We start from the raw sequence: 19,522 nt of genomic DNA, 5'->3' as shown, positions 1-19,522 counted from the left end.
TCTACAGGGTTGTGTCATGTCGAAAAGAACGGTTTTTGCCTACCTCGGCACCTTGCTCGCCTTCCTGGTCCTCGACGGCCTCTGGCTCGGCGTGCTCATGGGCTCCACCTATAAATCCCTGCTCGGCGCGCTGATGCTTGATCAGCCACGCCTGTTGCCTGCGGTATTGTTCTATCTCCTGTATGTCCTCGGTTGCGTAGTATTGGTGGTCTTGCCCAGCGCCAGTTGGCAGCGCGCCGCGCGTTTGGGCGCCTTGCTTGGCCTGGTGGCCTACGGCACCTATGACCTGAGCAACTGGGCCACGCTTCAGGGTTGGTCTGCCGGGTTGGCGCTGATGGACATGGCGTGGGGCACCTGCCTAACCGCCATTTGCTGCACCGTTGGCCACTGGTGTGCAAATCGGCTGCGCCGGTAGCGGGCGGTTGATCAGTACTGAACCGGCTAATAACAACCCGGTACCGGCGACGACCAGCGCCGGTTGCAGGCCGCCACTGAGGTGGCTGCTGACCGACGCCAACAGGGGCCCGCTCAATTGGCCGACGGCGAAGCTGGCGGTCAGCAACCCCGTGCTGCGTTGGTAGCCATGGGGCGCGACTTCTCTGAGCCGTGCCATCACCAGTTGCATGCAAGCCAGAAATGGCGCACCGCACAGCAACACGCCCAGCGCCAAGCCCCAGCCATTGCCAAGCAGGCAGGCGAACACCCCGGCCGCTTGCAGCCATAAAGTCGCCATCAACCAGCGACGGGTGGTATTCGGGTGCTTGCGGCGCAGGCTCGCCACCCCTACACCCAGCGCGGCCGCCAAGCCAAAGCAGGGCCAGAACAGATCGGCCTGCCAGGCGCCTTGGAATTGTGCGCTGGCCATCTGCGAAAGAAAGGTCGCCGGGATGATGTAGCCCAGGCCGTACAGGAAATAAATCCAGCACAGGTGCGCGATGCTGCCGTTGCTCCCCGCGCTGGAGACCTGAGTAACCGTGACGGCCGGCTTGGGTAAAAACGGCAGGATCGCCAGCAGCATCACCAGCGCTACCGTCCCGTAGAGCAACCACAGCGTGGCAGAGCTTTGCCCTAATAGGTTGGAAACCAACGCCAGCAGCCCCGTCAGCACAATCCCCAACCCCGGCCCTGCAAACACCAACGCACCCAGGCGCGGGCGGCCAGCGGCAATCGCCAGTGGCTGGCTCAGGCTGGTAATCATCACCAGGGCCCAGGCACTGGCGACCCCGGTGCCAAAGCGCAGCAACAAGTGCGGCCAGAACCCGTTAGCCCAGGAGGACGCCAGGGTCAGCAATACGCACAGCCACAACCCGCCGTAGAGGCGCCCGCGCACATGCTGATGGCTACGGGCAAAGATCGAGTCCACCGCGCCGACGAAATAACCCAGGTAATTGGCAGCAGCGAGCAGGCCGGCGCCGGTCAGGTCGATCTGGCCTTCACTGAGCAAATGCGGCATTTGCGGAGTCAGGGCGAAGCGGCCAATGCCCATGGCCATCATCAGGGCGACGAAGCTGGCGAGTAAACGAATCAGCGGGGACATGTTCAGGTTTCCTGCAAAGAAGCGAATGCCTTGCAGGCTAAGACGGATTGACTTTCTGTAAAATTGAATAATAGTGAGTAACTTGTTCAGTTTTGGAGAAAGTAATGGAGTTCAGTCAATTGCGCATTTTCCAGGCCGTGGCGGAAGAGGGCTCCATCACCCGCGCCGCCGAGCGCCTGCATCGCGTGCCGTCCAACCTGTCGACCCGGCTTAAACAAATGGAAGAGCAATTGGGTGTCGACCTGTTCGTGCGCGAGCGCCAGCGTTTGCAGCTTTCTCCGGCGGGCAAGGTACTGCTGGACTACAGCACTCGCCTGCTGGCGCTGCATGATGAAGCCCACGGCGCCGTACAAGGGGGGCAGCCCGCCGGCGATTTCGTCCTGGGCAGCATGTACAGCACTGCCGCGGTTCATTTGCCCAAGCTGCTGGCGCGCTATCACAAGACCTACCCCATGGTGAACCTGCAGGTGCAGTCGGCGCCCAGTGGGGAGTTGCTGGAAGGGCTGATTACCGGACGCCTGGACGCAGCCTTCGTCGACGGCCCGCTGACCATCGCCACCCTGGATGGCGTACCGCTGTGCGAAGAGCGCCTGGTGCTGATTTGCGAGGCTGATCACCCGCCAGTACGCGGCCCCCAGGATGTGGCGGGCCGTGCGGTGTTCACGTTCCGGCGCAGTTGCGCCTACCGCACGCGCCTGGAAACCTGGTTTTCCCACGAGCGTGTGGCGATGGGGCGAGCCATCGAGATCGAGTCTTACCAAGGCATGCTCGCCTGCGTGATCGCGGGTTCCGGCGTGGCGTTGATGTCTGAGTCCATGCTCGCAAGCCTTCCCGGCAAGGACAGCGTGTCCGTTCATCCGCTGACCGGGCCTTTTGCCACTGCGACCACCTGGCTGATGTGGCGAAAGGGTATGCTCGGCGCTAACCTCAATGCATGGATCGACCTGCAGCAAGACGGCAACCCGCGATGCGTGCAAGACACACGTGCCATTGCTTGAACGATCCGTCGGGATTCGGATCAATTCAGTAATAGTTCGTTGTGGTTTCCTTCAAGCATTACCTAGGACTTAGGGCTACTATCACTGTAGGAAACGGCGACAGAACTCACGCCGGCCAGCACTACCCTCAAAGGGGGCAATCATGAAAGAGAAAATCCGAAACTGGCTCCACGACCTTGGTGTTGCATTGGGCTTGATCGAGCCTCCACTGCAACCGGTGCCGATCCGCACGGATGACGAGCAGCGTCGGCCACGTCGCCGCTAAAAAATGTGGGAGCGGGCTTGCTCGCGAAAGCGGTGTATCAGTCAACGAAAAGGTTGAATGACACACCGCTTTCGCGAGCAAGCCCGCTCCCACAATGATTTTGTACCCGGCGAAAAAAACGGGCGCGACCTCCGACGTCGTGCCCGCTGAAGAAAATATTCCCGTCCTTGTTATAGCTCAAACCATCGCAGCCGCCACTTTCTCGGGTCGACGCGACAGCAAGCTCACCAGTACAAAGCTCACCAGCGCCACCGCCAGGCTGTAGTAGATCGGCGTGTTTGCATCCAACCCATCCTTGAACATGAATACCAGCGCGGTTACAAAGCCCAGGCTCATGGACGTGATTGCGCCCGAGGTTGTCGCGCGCTTCCAGAAGATCGCGCCGATCAAGGGCACCAACATACCGCCCACCAACAGGTTATAGGCCAGGGTCAGGGCGCTGATCACATCGTTCACCACCAAGGCGATACCCAGCACGGCAATGCCAGTCAACAGGGTGAACAGGCGGTTGATACGCAGGCTCGACGACTTGCCGCCGCGCAGGCGGGGCAGCAGGTCTTCGGTCAACACGGTGGAGGCGGCGAGCAGGCCGGCGCTGGCGGTGGACATCATGGCGGCCAGCGCGGCGGCGATGACCAGGCCGCGAATGCCGTCCGGCAGCGAAGCTTTGACGATCGCGGCGAAGGCATTGTTGACGTTGTCCAGATCCGGGATCAGCACATGGGCAGCCATGCCGATCAGCGCACAGGCCAGGCCGTACAGGATGCAATAGAAGCCGGCGAAAGTGCCTGCGTACTGGGCGACCTTTTCGTCACGGGCGGTGAACACCCGTTGCCAGATATCCTGGCCGATCAGGATGCCGAAGAAGTAGATCATGAAGTAGGTGATGATCGTGTCCCAGCCGATCGCGGTGAAGCTGAAGTTCGACGCGGGCAGCTTGGCCACCAGTTCATCCCAGCCGCCGACTCGGTACAGGCAGATCGGCAGCAGGATGAACATCAAGCCGACGGTCTTGATCACGAATTGCACAATGTCGGTGAGGGTCAGCGACCACATGCCACCGATGGTCGAATACACCACCACCACGCCGCCGCCCACCAGTACTGACATCCAGAACGGCAGGTCGAACAGCACTTGCAGCACCGTGCCGATGGCCAGGATCGAGGTCACGCCGATCATCAGCGCGTAGGCCAGCATGATCACCGCGCTGGCCTGGCGGGCCATGGGGTTGTAGCGTTTTTCCAGGACCTGGGTGACGGTGAAGATTTTCAGCTTCAACAGGGGCTTGGCCAGGAACAGGTTCAGGGCAATGATGCCCGCGCCCAGCGCGGCGCACAGCCAGAAACCCGAAATACCATGCACATACCCCAGGCGCACGGTGCCGACGGTGGAGGCACCGCCCAGCACCGTGGCGGCCATGGTGCCCATGTACAGCGATGGGCCGAGGTTGCGGCCGGCGACCAGGTAGTCTTCGTGGGTTTTGGCGCGACGCATGCCGTAGTAGCCGAGCACCAGCATGCCGGCGGCGTAGATGAGTACGACGAATAAATCCAAAGCCATGACGGCGGTTCTCCGATTATATTTTTTATGGGCGATCAGGCGGCAGCTGGCTCGGTAAACACGCGAGCGAAAGTCAGGTACATCGTTGTGGGGACCTGTTAGATCCCCTGGGTTGTTAATGTGAAGACGCTGTATCAGCGATGCGCGACGCCAGGCAGTACGCAGAGCATCTCGTACAGCAAGTTGGCGCCCAGCAGCGAGGTATTGCCGGTGGTGTCATAGGGCGGCGACACTTCTACCAAGTCGCAACCAATCAGATCCAGGCCCTGGCAGCCACGGATGATTTCGATGGCCTGGATGGTGGTCAGCCCGCCGATTTCCGGGGTGCCGGTGCCGGGCGCCCAGGCGGGGTCGATGCCATCGATATCGAAGCTCAGGTACACCGGGCCGCCGCCGACTTTTTCCCGCACTTCGGCCATCAGAGGCGCGAGGGAGTGGTGCCAGCATTCTTCGGCCTGGACCACGCGAAAGCCTTGCTTGCGGCTCCAGTTGAAGTCTTCGGCGGTATACCCCTGGGCACGCAGGCCGATCTGCACCACGCGGTCGCAATCGAGCAAGCCTTCTTCCACGGCGCGGCGGAAGGTGGTGCCGTGGGCAATTTTCTCGCCGAACATATGGTCGTTGACGTCGGCGTGGGCATCGATGTGCACCAGCCCGACCTTGCCATGTTTCTTGTGGATCGCCCGCAGGATCGGCAGGGTGATGGTGTGGTCGCCGCCCAGGGTCAGGGGGATGACGTCGTGCTCGAGGATCTCATCGTAGGCCTCTTCGATGATGCGCACCGCGTCGAGCAGGTTGAAGGTGTTGATCGCCACATCGCCGATATCGGCTACCGACAGTGAGTCGAACGGGGCGGCGCCAGTGGCCATGTTATAGGGCCGGATCATCACCGACTCGGCGCGGATTTCCCGGGGGCCGAAGCGCGTACCGGCGCGCAGCGAGGTGCCGATATCCAGGGGTACGCCGATAAATGCAGCATCCAGGCCCTGGGCCGTTTGCAGGTGGGGAAGACGCATCATGGTGGCGATGCCGGCGAAGCGCGGCATTTCGTTGCCGCCCAGTGGTTGGTGGAGAATCTTGTCCACGGGATTGCCTCATCGTTGTTTTGTTTATTGATGGCCGATTCTGCGAAAAGCCTGGCGTGGGAAGAATCGGCAGAGGCAAATACTTAGTTCAGATTTTTCTAAACTAAAGCCTGAGTTAAACTCCCTGATCCCTGTAGGAGCGAGCTTGCTCGCGAAAAACGTCAACGATGATGCGCAGCCCCAGAATGTGCGCGGCGTCCTCAGGTTTTTCGCGAGCAAGCTCGCTCCTACAGTTAGTTGCAGTTTATGGAGCCCCCATGGCCAACGCCTTGCCCGATTTGAAACTGCTGCGCATCTTCGTCAGCGTCGTGCGCCATCAAGGGTTCGCCAATGCCCAGCACGAACTCAACCTGTCGACGTCGGCCATCAGCACCTACATGAGCCAACTCGAATCTGCCTTGGGCCTGGTGCTGTGCCATCGTGGCCGTGGCGGCTTCAGCCTGACCAGCAAGGGCGAACTGTTTCATCAGGAAACCCTGCGCCTGTTGGGCGAACTCGAAGGTTTCGAGCAATACGCCGCTGCGTTGAAAGGCGAATTGCGCGGCACCCTCAAACTCGGGGTGCTCGACTCCACCGTCAGCGACAAGGCCTTGCCGTTCGCTGAAGTGATTGGCGCCTACAGCCTGGAGCACCCGGCAGTGCATTTGCACCTGTCGGTGATGAGCCCCTACGAATTGCAACTGGGGGTTCAGGACAACCGTCTGGACCTGGCCATCGGCGCGTTTTCCAACCGCATGAGCGGGCTGGTCTACATGCCGCTGTACCGCGAACAGCACTGGTTGTATTGCAGCACCCGGCACCCATTGTTCAACGAGCGGCGCATCCCGGAACAAGTGATCACCCAGCAACGCATGGTCGGGCGAGGTTACTGGAGCCAGGCCGAACTGGCGCGCCACGGCTTCAAGCACAGCGCTGCGACGGTGGAAAGTATGGAAGCGCAACTGATTCTGGTGCTGTCGGGCGCTTACATTGGCTACCTGCCGGAGCACTACGCCCAGGCCTGGGCAGACAAGGGCGACCTGCGTGTACTGCTGCCAGCCACCTTCGGCTACCAGGCACCGTTTTCGATGATCATGCGCCGTGGCCGCAGCCGCGAGCCACTGATCCAGACCTTCCGCGATTTGCTCAAGACCCAGCTCAACCAGGCCTGAACACACCATGTCTCGACCCCACTGCCCGCGCTGCCTGCGCCCGACCACGCACTGCCTCTGTGCGCTGATCCCCCACCTCGACAGCCGCACCCGCGTGTTGCTGTTGCAGCACCCGAGCGAGGTCGGCCATGCGCTCAATACGGCGCGGTTGGCGGCGTTGGGCCTGAACAATGCGCAGTTGGTGGTGGGGGAGGTGTTTGATGACTTGGCGACGCTATTGAACCCGCCTGGCTATCGGGCACGGCTGTTGTTCCCGGCGGATGATGCCGAGCCGCTGCACGCCTATGCACCTGACGATCAGCCACTGCTGTTGGTGGTTCCCGATGGCACTTGGCGCAAGGCACGCAAGCTGTTGCACCTCAACCCTTTGCTGGCGGCATTGCCCCGGGTGACCTTGGTCGAAAGCGGCGTTTCCCGCTATCGCTTGCGCAAAGCGCCGGGGCCTGGCGCCTTGTCGACGGTCGAAGCGATCACGCAAGCCTTGCAGGTATTGGAAGCGCCGACGTCGTTCGAGCCGCTGCTCAAACCCTTTGAAGCGCTGATCGAAGGGCAGATTGCCGCAATGGGCGATGAAGTTTTCCAGCGTAACCATGGCGACCCGACATAAACGCTGCTTATGCCTTTAAGCCATAAGCACCGCACTTTGCGTGATATGGCCCGCCGGCCTTTCCCGGTATGATGTGCGCCCCGCAGTCTGGATTGCGAATACGCCATGACCTTGCAGTACCCAACAATCGCCGATTGCGTCGGCAACACGCCCCTGGTCCGCTTGCAACGCATGGCGGGTGAAACCAGCAATACCCTGTTGCTCAAACTCGAGGGCAACAACCCGGCGGGCTCGGTCAAAGACCGCCCGGCGCTGTCGATGATCGCCCGCGCCGAGTTGCGTGGGCAGATCAAGCCCGGCGACACGCTGATCGAAGCCACCTCCGGTAACACCGGGATCGCCCTGGCCATGGCCGCAGCGATCAAAGGCTACAAGATGGTGCTGATCATGCCCGACAACGGCAGCGCCGAGCGCAAGGCGGCGATGACCGCCTATGGCGCCCAGCTGATCCTGGTGACCCAGGAAGAAGGCATGGAAGGAGCTCGCGATCTTGCCGAGCGCATGGCCGCCGAAGGCCGTGGCGTGGTGCTCGATCAGTTCGCCAACGGCGACAACCCCGAGGCGCACTACACCAGCACCGGCCCGGAGATCTGGCGCCAGACCCAGGGCACCATCACCCACTTCGTCAGCTCCATGGGCACCACCGGTACCATCATGGGCAACTCGCGCTACCTCAAGGAGCAGAACCCGGCGATCCAGATCGTCGGCCTGCAACCGATGGAAGGCGCGGCCATCCCGGGTATTCGTCGTTGGCCCGAAGAGTATTTGCCGAAGATCTACAACGCCACGCGGGTAGACCGCATCATCGACATGGCCCAGCGCGAAGCCGAAGACACTACCCGCCGCCTGGCCCGTGAAGAAGGCATTTTCTGCGGCGTGTCCTCCGGTGGCGCCGTGGCCGGTATGTTGCGCTTGTCCAAAGAAGTGGAAAACGCGGTGATCGTCGCGATCATCTGTGACCGTGGCGACCGTTACCTGTCGACCGGCATTTTCGACGAACCCAACTGATGGCCAAGCACGAGAGAGGCCTGCGCTTCCAACCGACGGGCGGCAGCCGGGCCCCACAGATACCCGTGGGCAAGAAACAGCGCCTGACCATCGAGCGCCTGGCCAATGATGGCCGGGGCATCGTGTTCTTTGAAGGCCGCACCTGGTTTGTGAACGGTGCGTTGGCCGGCGAAGAGGTGGAAGCACGGGTGTTGGGCGCCCATGGCAAAGTGGTCGAGGCGCGTACCGAACGGGTGTTCCAGGCCAGTGAGTTGCGTCGCCCGGCACCCTGCGCCCATGTTGGCCGCTGCGGCGGTTGCAGCGTGCAGCACCTGCCCCATGAAGAACAACTTGCCCTGAAACAGCGCATGCTCGCCGAGCAATTGTCTCGGGTGGCCGGCGTCGAGCCGCAGGAGTGGGCAGCGCCGTTGAGCGGGCCGGAGTTCGGTTATCGGCGCCGCGCCCGCGTGGCCGTACGTTGGGACGCCAAGGCGAAGAAACTCGAAGTGGGTTTTCGCGCCGTGGCCAGCCAGGACATCGTCGCTATCGATGATTGCCCGGTGCTGGTACAGGCCTTGCAACCGATCATGCAGCGTTTGCCAACGATGCTGCGTCGCTTGAGCAAACCGCAGGCGTTGGGGCATGTCGAATTGTTCAGCGGTTCGTCCATCGCCGTGTTGCTGCGGCATATGGCACCGTTGTCCGAGGCTGACCTGCAGATCCTCAAGGAATTCTGCGCCTTCCATGACGCCCAACTGTGGCTGCACGGGGAAGGGCAGCCGGAGCCCGTCGAACCGGGCCAGGCCCTGGGCTTTCGCCTGGATGCCTGGGATCTGGAGCTGGCATACCGCCCGGGTGACTTTGTGCAGGTCAACGCCGGGGTCAACCAGGCGATGGTCGCCCAGGCCCTGCAATGGCTGGCGCCACAAGCCGACGAACGGGTACTGGACCTGTTTTGCGGCCTGGGCAACTTTGCCCTGCCACTGGCTCGCAATGTGCGCGAAGTGGTGGCGGTGGAGGGCGTACAAGCCATGGTGGAGCGTGCGGCGCTCAATGCCGTCAGCAACCATTTGCATAACGCGCAGTTTTTTCAGGCCGATTTGTCCCAGCCTTTGACCGACGCAGAATGGGCCAAACAGGGCTTTTCTGCGGTACTCTTGGACCCACCCCGCGATGGTGCCCTGGAGGTTGTGCGCAAACTTGCAGCCTTGGGGGCCAAGCGCCTGGTGTATGTGTCCTGCAACCCAGCCACGCTGGCGCGGGACACGGTTGAGTTGGTCAAGCAAGGCTACCGGCTAAAGCGTGCCGGGATCCTCGATATGTTTCCGCAGACCGCGCATGTCGAGGCCATGGCGTTATTTGAAGCGGGCTAGGATGCCCGTTTAATCCGACTGGCCTGCGTTCTCCAGGGCCTGAACACTGCCACGGAGCTCGCAGTAAAAGTCGGCGATGATTTTGGCGCATCCAAGGTGCGTCGTAGGGAAGGTAAGCAAGATGGTACAGGTGAGAGCACACCAGCCGATCAACACCGACGGCAGTATCAATCTCGAGGCATGGCTGGATCATGCCGTCAGTGTCGACCCGGCACTGGACCGTGAAGCCTTGAAAGCAGCCTGCGAGTTCGCTCGTGAGTCTGAACAGCAAGACAATGCGGCCAAGAACCTGTGGGCCGAAGGCACTTCAAGTTTTCGCACCGGCCTGGAAATCGCCGAGATCCTCGCCGATCTCAAGCTGGACCAGGATTCGCTGATCGCCGCCGTACTCTATCGCGGCGTGCGCGAAGGGCACATTGCGTTGCCGCTGGTCAGCCAGCGTTTCGGCGCGGTGGTGGCCAAGCTGATCGACGGCGTGCTGCGCATGGCGGCCATCAGCGCCAGCCTCAGCCCGCGCCAGTCGATGGTGCTGGGCACCCAGGGCCAGGTAGAGAACCTGCGCAAAATGCTGGTGGCGATGGTCGACGACGTGCGCGTCGCCCTGATCAAACTGGCCGAACGCACCTGCGCGATCCGGGCGGTAAAGACCGCTGATGACGAAAAGCGCAACCGCGTGGCCCGCGAAGTCTTCGACATCTACGCGCCGCTGGCCCATCGCCTGGGCATCGGCCATATCAAGTGGGAGCTGGAGGATTTGTCCTTCCGCTACCTGGAACCCGACCAATACAAACAGATTGCCACCCTGCTGCATGAGCGGCGACTGGACCGCGAGCGCTTTATCAGCGACGTAATGGGCCAGTTGCGTTCGGAGTTGCAGGCCACCGGCGTGGACGCCGATATCAGCGGCCGCGCCAAGCACATCTATTCCATCTGGCGCAAAATGCAGCGCAAGGGCCTGGCCTTCAGCCAGATCTACGATGTGCGTGCGGTGCGCGTGCTGGTGCCGGAAATGCGCGATTGCTACACCGCGCTGGGTATCGTCCACACGCTGTGGCGGCACATTCCCAAGGAGTTCGACGACTACATCGCCAACCCCAAGGAAAACGGCTACCGCTCGCTGCACACGGCGGTAATCGGCCCTGAAGGCAAGGTGCTGGAAGTGCAGATCCGCACCCACGCCATGCACGAAGAGGCCGAGCTGGGGGTGTGCGCGCACTGGCGCTACAAGGGCACCGACGTCAAGGCCGGGTCCAACCAGTACGAAGAGAAAATTTCCTGGCTGCGCCAAGTGCTGGAATGGCACGAAGAACTCGGCGACATCGGCGGCCTGGCCGAACAGCTGCGGGTGGACATCGAGCCGGACCGGGTCTATATCTTCACCCCTGACGGCCACGCTATCGACTTGCCCAAGGGCGCCACGCCGCTGGACTTTGCCTACCGCGTGCACACCGAAATCGGGCATAACTGCCGCGGCGCCAAGATCAACGGGCGCATCGTGCCGCTCAACTACAGCCTGCAAACCGGTGAACAGGTCGAGATCATCACCAGCAAGCACGGCACGCCGAGCCGCGACTGGCTGAACCCGAACCTGGGCTACATCACCACCTCGCGGGCGCGGGCGAAGATCGTCCACTGGTTCAAACTGCAGGCGCGTGACCAGAACGTCGCCGCCGGCAAGACCTTGCTTGAACGCGAACTGGCGCGCCTGGGCCTGCCTCAGGTGGACTTCGACAAGCTGGCCGAAAAGGCCAACATGAAGATTGCCGAAGACATGTTCGCCGCCCTCGGTGCCGGTGACCTGCGCCTGGCGCAACTGGTCAACCTGGCCCAGCAACTGGTCGAGCCGGAGCGCGGCAACGAACAGCTGGAGCTGATCCCGCGCAAAGCCACGGGCTACAAGCCGGGCAAGCGTGGCGATATCCAGATCCAGGGCGTGGGCAACCTGATGACGCAGATGGCCGGCTGCTGCCAGCCGTTGCCGGGCGACGCGATTGTCGGCTACATCACCCAGGGCCGTGGCGTGAGCATTCACCGCCAGGATTGCGCCTCGGTGCTGCAATTGGGCGGGCGCGAACCGGAGCGGATCATCCAGGTCAGCTGGGGCCCGGTGCCGGTGCTCACGTACCCGGTGGACATCATCATCCGTGCCTACGACCGTTCCGGCCTGCTGCGTGACGTCTCGCAAGTGCTGCTCAACGAGCGGATCAACGTGCTGGCGGTCAACACCCGCTCGAACAAGGAAGACAACACTGCGTTGATGTCGCTGACCATCGAGATTCCGGGTTTGGACGCACTCGGGCGGTTGCTGGGGCGGATTTCCCAGTTGCCGAACATCATCGAAACCCGGCGCAACCGCACACCATGAAAATCTGAATGAACACGCAGTAACCTGTGGGAGCGGGCTTGCTCGCGAATGCGGTTTGTCAGTGCCGGATGTGTCGACTGGCCCACCGCTTTCGCGAGCAAGCCCGCTCCCACATTGGATTTTCAGTGTTTTCACTCCAGCGGAAAGAGATTGATGTATTCACTCGAAGACCTGCTGCACCTGATGAACCGCCTGCGCGACCCGCAGTACGGCTGCCCGTGGGACATCAAGCAAACCTACGCCACCATCGTCCCGCACACGCTGGAAGAAGCCTATGAAGTGGCCGACGCCATCGAGCGCGGCGATTTCGATCACCTGCAAGGCGAGTTGGGCGACCTGCTGTTCCAAGTGGTGTATTACAGCCAACTGGCCCGCGAAGAAGGGCGCTTCGAATTTGCCGGCGTGATCGACAGCATTACCCGTAAGTTGATTCGCCGGCATCCTCACGTGTTCCCAACCGGCGACCTGTACGCGCCGCTGGATATCCCGCAGTTGAGCGAAGAACAGGTCAAGCAGCGCTGGGAGCAGATCAAGGCTGAGGAGCGCGCAGAAAAGTCCGACGCCCCCGAGCAACTCTCCCTGCTCGATGATGTGCCCACCGCCTTACCGTCGTTGTCCCGTGCGGCCAAATTGCAAAAGCGCGCCAGCCAGGTCGGTTTCGACTGGCCGTCCGCGTTGCCGGTGGTGGACAACGTGCGCGAAGAGTTGGACGAAGTGCTCGAAGCCATGGCCGATAACGACTCGGCAGCCATTGCCGATGAAGTCGGCGACCTGCTGTTTGCCGCGGTCAACCTGGCGCGTCACCTCAAGGTCGACCCGGAAACCGCCTTGCGCGGCGCCAATGCCAAGTTCGAACGACGTTTCCGATTTATCGAACAGGCATTGCGCGATACACACCAACCCATAGAAGATTGCACCCTCGAAGTGTTGGACGCCCTCTGGGGTGAAGCCAAACGTCAGGAAAAGAATGTGTCCAACTGCGGTTGAGCAGTTGCCTAAGTGAGTAAGCACCATGAGCCTTTCCCTTCGCGACCAGTTGCTCAAAGCAGGTCTGGTCAACCAAAAGCAGGCCAAGCAGGTCGGCAAAGAGAAACAGAAACAGCAGCGCCTGGTCCACAAAGGCCAGGCCGAAGTCGATGACACCCAGGCGCGCCTGGCCGCCGAGGCCCAGGCCGAGAAGGTCAAGCGTGACCAGGAGCTGAACCGTCAGCAGCAGGAAAAAGCCGAGGCCAAGGCGCGTACCGCCCAGGTCAAGCAACTGATCGAAACCTCACGCCTGCCCAAGCTGACCACCGAGGACTACTACAACTTCGTGGATGACAAGAAGGTCAAGCGCCTGTCGGTCAACACGCTGATGCGCAACAAGCTGAGCAACGGTTCCCTGGCGATCGTGCACCACGGTGGCGGCTACGAGGTGATCCCGCGCGAGGCCGCGCTGAAGATCCAGGAGCGCGCGCCGGAGCGTATCGTGCAGCTCAACATCCTCACCGAAAGCCAGGTGCCGGATGAGGACGATCCGTACGCCGCTTACCAGATCCCTGATGATCTGATGTGGTAAGCATCTAGAAACGACAAACCCCGCCAAAAGGCGGGGTTTGTGTTTTAAGCGTTCAGCGTCAGCCTGTTACCAATCCACGGCGTAACTCAGGCTGAAGGTACGACCCTCGGCATTCGGGTACGGTGCGCGGGCGTTGGCCTGGGCGAACATGTTCTGGTAGTTGCGGTTGGTGAGGTTGTACACCGCACCTTCCAGGCGGCCTACCGGTAGCCTTACCGAGCCGAGCAGGTCAACCAGGGTGTAGCCCTGGATATCGCGACCGTTGTTGTCCTTGGCCGCCGCGTCGTAATTGGCCAGGCGCATGCCCTGCAAGCGCAGGCTGTAGTCGTCACGCTCATAGCCGACAAAGGCTGTGGTCTTGGCGGGAGAGATGCGGGTGGCAGGCAAGTCGATCCACTTGCCGTTCTGCTGGGTCTCGCCTTTGGCGTACGCGTAAGTACCGCCGACGGACCATTGGTCGGTGATGTTATAGGTCAGGCCGGTTTCGACGCCACGCACGCGCTCTTTCTGATTGATCAGGCGCAGCACACGATCATTGGCATCATAGAACTGCGTGACATCCGAGGTGTTTTCATACGCGGTGACACTGGCCTGCCACTTGTCCCAATCGCCACGCCAGCCCAGCTCGTAGCTGTCGACTTTAAGGGCCTGGGCATTGAGGTCCTGGATATCGTATTTGCTGCTCACATCACGCAGGAAGCGCTGGATATCCGGTAGGGAAAAGCCCTGGCTGAAGTTGACGAACACATCCTGGTTGTCGGTCAGGTGGTACACCGCCCCGAGGTTATACAGCGTGTCATCGTATTTGAGCGTGCCACCGGGCAGTGTCGCGCGGTTGCCGGTCTGGACGATTTCGCCGTACGCGATGCTGTCGGAGACCTTGCTCTCAATCCACTCGCGACGTACGCCACCGCGCAAGGTCCAGTTGTCGATGTCGTAGGACAGTTGGCCAAAGATGGCTTTGGTGGTGGTCTCGATATCTGGGCCCAGTTCAAACGTGGTACCGGTTTTGGTGTAGGTCAGGCCATTGACCCGGTATTGGTCGCCACGCTGGCGTGAGGTTTCATGGTCGTAGTCCGCGCCCCATACCAGGTTGCCCGTTGCTGGGCCGATGTCTGGCATCTGGGTATCGATCGCCGCACGCAGACCGTAGACGTCCTGCACGCTGTTGTTGTCTGACACGCCTGCCCGGCCTCGGGACAGGTCTGGAAAGAACAGGGCGTCGGCCCGCCGCCAGTAACTTTCGACCTGCAGGCCCTGGCCGTAGAAATCCTTGTCGGCGTAGTTGAGGTTGACCGCCTGGTTATGGGTGTAGGGTTGGTCGCCCAGGTCCAGGCCTTTTACGGCGACTGCGTCGCTGGTGATGCGTGGGTTCTTGGTGTAGCGGGTGTCTTGTTCGTCTTTATAGTCTTGCAGCGACAGGCTGATCTTCTTGTCATCATCAAGCTCATAGCCGAAGCGACCTTGCAGGTCGTAGGTATCGGTGTCCATGTTGCTGCCCTGGGACGTGTCCTGGGGAATGCGCTTGCCATTACCGTCGAACTGATCGTTGCGCTGCACGGTGTTGCCCGAGAGGTACCAGTCCACCGGGCCCTTGCGCCCGGTGGCGCTTTGGAACGCCTGGTAAGCGAACCCCTTGTGGCTGAGGTTGTTGCCGGCGGTCATGCCGATCTTGCTGCTGAACGCCAGGTCTTCACCTTGGTTGCGTTTGGTGATGATGTTGATGATGCCGCCCGATGCGCCTGCGCCGTAGACACTGCTGGCGCCAGAGATCACTTCGATACGCTCGATGCTTTCTGGTGCCACGCTGTTGAGCTGGCGGAAGTTATCGCGCGTGGCGTTTTGCGAAACCCCGTCGATCAGGATCAGGGTATTACGCCCGCGAAGCGTCTGACCGAAGTTGCTCATGCCGCCGCTGGAAGGCGCAATGCCAGGCACCAGTTGGCCGAGGATATCGGCGACCCGACGTCCTGCACCCGTCTGCTGGCGGATCTGCTCTTGATTGATCACCTGCACCGAGCCTGGAATCTGCGCAATGCTGGTTTCGCTGCGCGTGGCCGAAACCACTGTCGCCTGTAGTTGCAGGCTGGTCGGCGTTGCCGGTGTCTGCTCGGTCTGATCGGCCCAGGCAGGGGCGCTTATCGACCCAAGAAGTGGCAGCAGTACTGCCCATTGCGATGTGTTCATGATCATGTCTCAGAGTTATTAGAAGTATTGACAGAAAAATCGGATGTCTCAGGCGCTCGCGCAAACGAACGGATGGCGCGGATACTCACGGCGGCCAAGGCGTAGGTCAGTGCGACCAGCCAGAAGCTGTGCGCCAGGCCCACCCATCCCATGCCGATACCGCCCAACAGTGCGCCGCACAGTGCACCGGCTTTGGCGGCGCTGTTGCCCATGCCCAGGGCAAAACCCTGCTGGTTGTGCGCTACGGTAGTGGCGATCAGTGTGTAGGCCACGGGCAACAAAGCACCCTGCCACACGCCCCACAGCAGCCGGCTGGCGATAAAACCCGACCATTCACTGGCCAGTGCCGTGCAGGCCAGCGTGAGCGCGCAGGCCCAGGTGACCCACTCGATGATGCGCAGCGTATGGGCTGGCTGATGCCGATCGAACAGGCGGCCCCACAACGGCGCGGACAGTGCCAGGGTCAAGGCGCTGGCGCCATAGCTGGCGCCGATCAGCCACGCGGGTGCGTGCAAAACCTCGGCGACATACAGGGCGTAAAACGGTTGCGGCATCATCCTGGCTGCCTGGATCAATACGATGATCCCCAGCATCGCGCCAATCCAGCCTTTGGGGAGTGCGGCAGGCTGGGACGTGCGGGCGGGTCTCGATCGTGGTGAGTCGCTGGGTAAGAACGCGCTGATTATCGCGCACAACAGGCAGACGCCGGTGGCGCTGTAGCACAGCAATGCGAAACCGGATATGTCCATCAGCCAGCCGCCCAACACCGGCCCGGCCAGGGAACCTACGGCGGTGGCTGATTGCAGCCGGGCAAGAATGTGCCCCCGTCCGCCGTCACCGCAGCAGGCCAGCGCGTAGGCTTGGGCTGCGGCGATGAAACCGGCCAATGCGCCTTGTACTACACGGATAGCCACCAGCCACCATGGATCAGGCGTAATTGCAGCCAGCGCCTGGCACACCGCTAACGCCAGCAGCGCGCGGATAATCATGAGCTTATGGCCGGTGCGGTCGCCCAGTTTCCCCCACATGGGTGTGAGAATCATCGCCGCCATCATTGGCCCTGCATACACCAGCGAAGACAGCAGGCCGGTGTACTGAGCATTGGCAACGCCCAGCAGCTTCTGGATTTGCAGCGGCCAGAACGGGCCGCTCATTTCCATCGCTCCCATCGACACCAACTGAATCACCACCAGCAGCCGCAGCGCTGTGTTGTTAGTCGGCATTGGCGGCCGCGCTCAACGGGTTAGGCAGACGCCCGACGATATCGGCATGACTCTCCAGCAGGCGCATGCGCATGAACGACTTGGCCGGCCACGCGTGCTCCAGCAGTGCTTCGCGTTCGGTGGCCCAGCGCTGCGGATCAACCTGCGAGCGCAGGTCGTCAAAACACTGGCTGACCTGTGCCGATAGTTCATCCCAGAGCAGCGCCTGGGGGATGTCGAAGTGGCGCGCGGCAAGCAGGATGAGCTCGCCCAGATGGCACATGAATACGGTGTGCAGGAGTTTGTCCCGTACGAAACCGGCGTCGTCGTACAGCGTCATCTTCGGGTCGTGCAGTTCAATGTCCAGGCCGTGGGCGTGCAAGGTCTTGCGGTCGATTCGGATATCGCCGAAGTCGCGCAGCAACAGGCGGCTCAATTGTCCGTCTGCGGCCATCACCATGAAGGAATTTTGCTGATGGGCCTCAAAAGCGATGCCGTAGCGCAAATACATGCCCAGCAGTGCTGGCACGGTGATCGCTGCGTAGTCATGGAAGAACGCGAGCATGGCCGCCGCGTCATCCTTGCCTTGGCTCAGGCGCACCCACTGGCGTAGCAGTGGCTGGCCGTGTTGATCAATGGCAAACAGGCTGCCCACCGGTACGGCCATTTCGTCCGGCTGGAGTTGGCTCTGGGGATTGTCGCGATAGAGCACCGCCAGGTGGCGAGCGTGCTCATCATTGGCCGGTTGTGGCTGGAAATGCACGCCGATCCGCTCGGGAACGATGTTCAGGCGTTTTTGAATGACCGGTTCGCGTTCCAGGATGCTCAGCAGCAGATGGCTGATCCGTGGACCCATGCGCGCTGAGCGCGGCGATACGGTGCGCTGTACGCTGGTCAGGCGCAGTGACACGGGCAGCTTGACCATCGGCGCATCGCGACGGCCCTCAGGTAACACGGTCCTGAATGACATGGTGGGGTGGGCGGTAAACGCGACGATATCGGTCAGCACCAGCAGCTTGTCGCCGATTTCGTTGGCGAACAGTTGGGGCAGCTCCTGGCGTGCCTGCCAAGGGTGGGCGGGCAATGGCAGATAATCGCCTGCCTCAAGACCCTGTGCTTGCAGGGCTGCGGTCAATTGCTGTGCCGCTTGCGGGAAGTGCTCGTTCCACCACTGCCAGTAATCGGCGGTACCGGCCAACTTTTCGACATGGGCAAACTGGCGATGTAGCGCACACAGCAGCACCGGGAAGCGTGCTTCGAACTCTGGCGAATAGTCGATGACTTGCTCGGTATTCAGGCCCAGCTTGGTCTTGTAGTTGGGGTGCCATGGGTGACCCAATGTTCCCCACTGTTCAAGCACGGAAGTCGGGTTGATAACGCTCGGGCTGTTTTTGAGATGACTCAGCAGGTTGTCTTGATGCACCGGGTCCATGGACGCCTGCAACTTGAGCGTCCATTGCTCATGGAAGGCCAGGCACAAGGTGTCGTTGATGAAGCTGTCGTCGATCTCAACGTTGAGGCGGTTGAGCACTTCCCGGTCGGCAGGCGACTCAAGGCTGGCGTTAAGCAACGTCAACAACTGTGAGGGGAACTGGATTTTCTGTTCGGGCTGGCCTTGGCGCAACAGGATGACTTCGCCGCGCAGGTCCCAGCTTGCCATGCGGCCAGGACGCAAATGTTCGAAACGCAGTCGGGCCTGGCAAGGCAGTGTCAGTGAGCAATGCCCATGTTCGTCATAAATGAGGGTGCTGGGGTCCAGCAGGCTTTCACGAAACAAAGCTTGGATCAGGCGTTGGAAGCTACGTTCGGCGGCGGGTGCCAGCGTTTTGATCAGGGCTTGGAGGCTGATGTGGCTGGCCTGAAATTGCGCGGTGGCAAGTGCTTCGCTCCAGCGTTTCAGTAACGCGTTTTCCGGCTTGCTGCTGTTTCCATGCATCAAATTGATTCCCTGATTCGTGAGCCTGAATGAAAAGCGAACGAATGATATCGAGAATCATTATTTGTGTGTGTTTTTGTTACATTAATTTTTGGCGATTATTGACAAAAAAACCGCGCTCCAAAGGCGCGGTTTCTTGTAGACGGCCCGGCTGCGTGGGCCGGGCGTCAACATGATTTCAGAGCTTCAGGAGCTTTTTGCCTGGCGTTGCAGTTCGAGAGTTTCGAGCTCGTTCTTATAATTATGGGCGTCGCTCTCGTTGTGAAACATGCCGACCAATACGTCTTGCTGATGGACATCCCAGATGTGAATCCCGTGGCCTACGGCCTCATGGGACATATGTTCATCGTCGCGTTCAGTTACTTTTACAGTCATCTGCTTGCTCCAATCTCTGGTTGATCTGCGGCAAGTCGTCGCAGGCCTCTGTTATATGATTTGTTAGCTTGCTAAGTAAACTGATTTTGCGCGCAATAATTCATTGCAGGAAGCGCAACAATGCTGGAGGCCGCGTAAACCGAGGCATTGCGTCGCCACCACCGGGGCTTTATGACAAAAGTTTCATGTTCCGGGCGGCCAGGTTGACCTCGGCACCGCCATCGCAGGCAAGCCATAGGTATCTACACAACTTTGTAGGCTGTAGCAGCAGACGGTAACCACGATGCGAAGCGAGCCGCTCTTGATCTGCTTTTGATTTTGATCTTAAGCGCCCCG

Annotated in this window: 17 protein-coding genes; 10 read left to right on the top strand and 7 right to left on the bottom strand. The window is 60.9% G+C overall.

Going from position 1 to position 19,522, the window contains the following annotated elements:
- Positions 1-16: 16 nt before the first annotated feature.
- The gene (locus A7K61_RS05365) at positions 17-415 is read left to right on the top strand and encodes a DUF2177 family protein (protein ID WP_044275016.1); all 399 of its coding nucleotides are present in this window, start codon (positions 17-19) and stop codon (positions 413-415) included.
- Here A7K61_RS05365 and A7K61_RS05360 read toward each other — a convergent pair.
- On the bottom strand, positions 359-1,537 hold the full coding sequence (locus A7K61_RS05360) for an MFS transporter (RefSeq protein WP_069557110.1): 1,179 nt from the start codon (positions 1,535-1,537) through the stop codon (positions 359-361). The genes A7K61_RS05365 and A7K61_RS05360 overlap by 57 nt on opposite strands.
- Before the next feature lie 104 nt (positions 1,538-1,641).
- Here A7K61_RS05360 and A7K61_RS05355 point away from each other — a divergent pair, with 104 nt between their 5' ends.
- Together A7K61_RS05355 and A7K61_RS33535 are read left to right on the top strand one after the other, a co-directional pair.
- On the top strand, positions 1,642-2,535 hold the full coding sequence (locus A7K61_RS05355; RefSeq protein WP_069557109.1) for a LysR family transcriptional regulator: 894 nt from the start codon (positions 1,642-1,644) through the stop codon (positions 2,533-2,535).
- Between the two features lie 142 nt (positions 2,536-2,677).
- Positions 2,678-2,800: a PA1414 family protein gene (locus A7K61_RS33535; protein ID WP_256557706.1), complete on the top strand. Its 123-nt coding sequence runs from the start codon at positions 2,678-2,680 to the stop codon at positions 2,798-2,800.
- A gap of 177 nt (positions 2,801-2,977) precedes the next feature.
- Here A7K61_RS33535 and A7K61_RS05350 read toward each other — a convergent pair whose 3' ends face one another.
- Both A7K61_RS05350 and speB read right to left on the bottom strand, forming a co-directional pair.
- Entirely contained in the window at positions 2,978-4,360 is a 1,383-nt protein-coding gene (locus tag A7K61_RS05350; protein ID WP_069557108.1) for a sodium:solute symporter, read from the bottom strand.
- Between the two features lie 134 nt (positions 4,361-4,494).
- Complete coding sequence (speB, locus tag A7K61_RS05345) at positions 4,495-5,445, bottom strand: agmatinase (protein ID WP_069557107.1); 951 nt, start codon at positions 5,443-5,445, stop codon at positions 4,495-4,497.
- A 257-nt stretch (positions 5,446-5,702) separates the two neighbouring features.
- Between speB and A7K61_RS05340 the strand changes: the two genes are divergently transcribed.
- The 7 genes from A7K61_RS05340 (at position 5,703) to A7K61_RS05310 (ending at position 13,486) form a co-directional block, all read left to right on the top strand.
- Positions 5,703-6,596 carry a LysR family transcriptional regulator gene (locus tag A7K61_RS05340; RefSeq protein ID WP_032895879.1) on the top strand — a complete coding sequence of 298 codons (894 nt, stop codon included), beginning with the start codon at positions 5,703-5,705 and terminating at the stop codon, positions 6,594-6,596.
- Between the two features lie 7 nt (positions 6,597-6,603).
- Positions 6,604-7,203 carry a tRNA-uridine aminocarboxypropyltransferase gene (locus A7K61_RS05335; RefSeq protein ID WP_069557106.1) on the top strand — a complete coding sequence of 200 codons (600 nt, stop codon included), beginning with the start codon at positions 6,604-6,606 and terminating at the stop codon, positions 7,201-7,203.
- A gap of 105 nt (positions 7,204-7,308) precedes the next feature.
- Positions 7,309-8,211, top strand: coding sequence for a cysteine synthase CysM (gene cysM, locus A7K61_RS05330; protein WP_003193080.1), 903 nt, complete (start codon positions 7,309-7,311; stop codon positions 8,209-8,211).
- On the top strand, positions 8,211-9,563 hold the full coding sequence (rlmD, locus tag A7K61_RS05325; protein WP_032895882.1) for a 23S rRNA (uracil(1939)-C(5))-methyltransferase RlmD: 1,353 nt from the start codon (positions 8,211-8,213) through the stop codon (positions 9,561-9,563). Before cysM ends, rlmD begins: the two co-directional genes overlap by 1 nt.
- Before the next feature lie 121 nt (positions 9,564-9,684).
- Positions 9,685-11,928: a GTP diphosphokinase gene (relA, locus tag A7K61_RS05320; RefSeq protein ID WP_003193076.1), complete on the top strand. Its 2,244-nt coding sequence runs from the start codon at positions 9,685-9,687 to the stop codon at positions 11,926-11,928.
- 153 nt (positions 11,929-12,081) lie between these two features.
- Positions 12,082-12,915 carry a nucleoside triphosphate pyrophosphohydrolase gene (gene mazG, locus A7K61_RS05315; protein WP_044275008.1) on the top strand — a complete coding sequence of 278 codons (834 nt, stop codon included), beginning with the start codon at positions 12,082-12,084 and terminating at the stop codon, positions 12,913-12,915.
- Between the two features lie 25 nt (positions 12,916-12,940).
- Positions 12,941-13,486, top strand: coding sequence for a DUF2058 domain-containing protein (locus A7K61_RS05310; protein WP_003193073.1), 546 nt, complete (start codon positions 12,941-12,943; stop codon positions 13,484-13,486).
- Between the two features lie 66 nt (positions 13,487-13,552).
- Here the strand turns inward: A7K61_RS05310 and A7K61_RS05305 are convergent, their stop codons facing one another.
- The 4 genes from A7K61_RS05305 to A7K61_RS30980 form a co-directional block, all read right to left on the bottom strand.
- A complete protein-coding gene (locus A7K61_RS05305; RefSeq protein ID WP_069557105.1) occupies positions 13,553-15,673 on the bottom strand; it encodes a TonB-dependent receptor in 2,121 nt (706 codons plus the stop codon).
- A 2-nt stretch (positions 15,674-15,675) separates the two neighbouring features.
- Positions 15,676-16,896, bottom strand: coding sequence for an MFS transporter (locus A7K61_RS05300; RefSeq protein WP_069557104.1), 1,221 nt, complete (start codon positions 16,894-16,896; stop codon positions 15,676-15,678).
- Positions 16,886-18,811 carry an IucA/IucC family siderophore biosynthesis protein gene (locus A7K61_RS05295; RefSeq protein ID WP_069557103.1) on the bottom strand — a complete coding sequence of 642 codons (1,926 nt, stop codon included), beginning with the start codon at positions 18,809-18,811 and terminating at the stop codon, positions 16,886-16,888. Before A7K61_RS05295 ends, A7K61_RS05300 begins: the two co-directional genes overlap by 11 nt.
- Positions 18,812-18,997: 186 nt before the next feature.
- A complete protein-coding gene (locus A7K61_RS30980; protein WP_003193064.1) occupies positions 18,998-19,186 on the bottom strand; it encodes a hypothetical protein in 189 nt (62 codons plus the stop codon).
- Positions 19,187-19,522: the final 336 nt, after the last annotated feature.

The sequence above is a fragment of the Pseudomonas sp. AP42 genome (genome assembly GCF_001728935.1).
Lineage (GTDB): Bacteria > Pseudomonadota > Gammaproteobacteria > Pseudomonadales > Pseudomonadaceae > Aquipseudomonas > Aquipseudomonas lactis.
The sequence above is the reverse complement of the archived record's forward strand: the minus strand, read 5'-3'. Positions and strand labels throughout refer to the sequence as shown.